General features: G+C 61.8%; 1 protein-coding gene. It reads right to left on the bottom strand.

Annotated elements, in window-relative coordinates:
- A partial coding sequence (locus V6C16_RS13550; protein ID WP_333543476.1) for a serine dehydratase beta chain occupies positions 1 to 757 on the bottom strand: 757 nt, incomplete at its 3' end.
- Positions 758 to 1,261 lie beyond the last annotated feature (504 nt).

The following is a 1,261-nucleotide window of genomic DNA, read 5'->3' as shown; positions in this document are numbered from 1 at the left end:
CCTGAAGAGCGCTGACCTTGCGCAGCAGGTTGGGCGCGCGGCGGCGCACGTTATACCCGCCGGGCAATATGCCGTCGGTATAGCAGCCGCGCTCCACCGAATCGCGCATGACATCCATGACGGCCTGAGCGCGGCGACGAACCTCAGCCTCTGAGTGCCAGAAACTTTCATTGACCATGACGATCTGGGCCACGGTTTTGCCTTCGCGCTCGCAATGGGCAAACAGCTCTTCGGCATTTTCATACACGTAGGGCGGCGCGGGGTATTCTTCCGGCCCGGTTTCAAAGTCAGCGTCGGTGCGGATAAAGCCGCCGCCGATGGAATAATAGACGCGCGAATACAGTTCCGTGCCGTCGGCGGTGTAGGCCACAAGCTTCATGGCATTGGAGTGCCGGGGCAGAAACATGCCCTTGTGCAGGCGCATGTCGCGCTCATACATGAACGGAATGTGGCGCGCGCAAATGAGATTCAGGTCCGCATTGTTTTTCAGCTCCGCCGTGCGCCGGGCCAGATGGGCCGTATCAACCGTTGCCGGCTCCTCGCCCTCAAGGCCACCGAGGATGGCCCCGGTGGTGCCGTGTCCTTCACCCGTAAGGGCCAGAGAACCAAAAAGATCCACGGTTACACGCCCGGTCAGGGGCAACAGCCCCAGCACCGCCAGCTCGCCTGCAAATGCCTTGCCCGCCACCATGGGACCCACGGTATGCGAGCTGGACGGCCCGATGCCGATTTTGAACAGATCAAAAACGCTCAACATGACGTCCCCCGCGAAAGAATGTGCGGCAACGCGCAAGGGCGCGCAACTCCGCCGATTCTCTTGTGACACAGGAGGCCCCGTCACGCAACGTGCGGCATGGTGGGCACGGGGGCCTTTCACTCATTGCCGTTTGGGTCGTCTGCGTGAGGGGGGAAGGGGGGCTGGTCTTCGAGACGGGTTTGTGTTGCCCTGCGGGAATGGGGGTTTTTTAATCTTGCTTTGGTCGTTTGTGCGCTGGCAAAGAGGTGGAAGGGGCTTGGTCTTTGCGATGGGTTTGTGTTGCCCTGCCCGCACAGCGGCTTTTTCTCTGATCTTGTTCGGGCCGCCTGCGCGGCGGGCGGCAAACGGTGAAAGAGGCTTGGTTTTTGCGATGGGTTTGTGTTGCCCTGCGGGCACAGCGGCTTTTTCCTTTGATCTTGTTTGGGTCGCCTGCGCGGCGGGCGGCAGAGGGGGCCGGTTATGGGGCTTCGCCCCCTTCTCGGCCCCCCTTGCATCCCCCCCGAA

Origin of the sequence: Desulfovibrio sp. 1188_IL3213, from assembly GCF_036763145.1 — a bacterium.
GTDB lineage: Bacteria > Desulfobacterota > Desulfovibrionia > Desulfovibrionales > Desulfovibrionaceae > Desulfovibrio.
The sequence above is the reverse complement of the archived record's forward strand: the minus strand, read 5'-3'. Positions and strand labels throughout refer to the sequence as shown.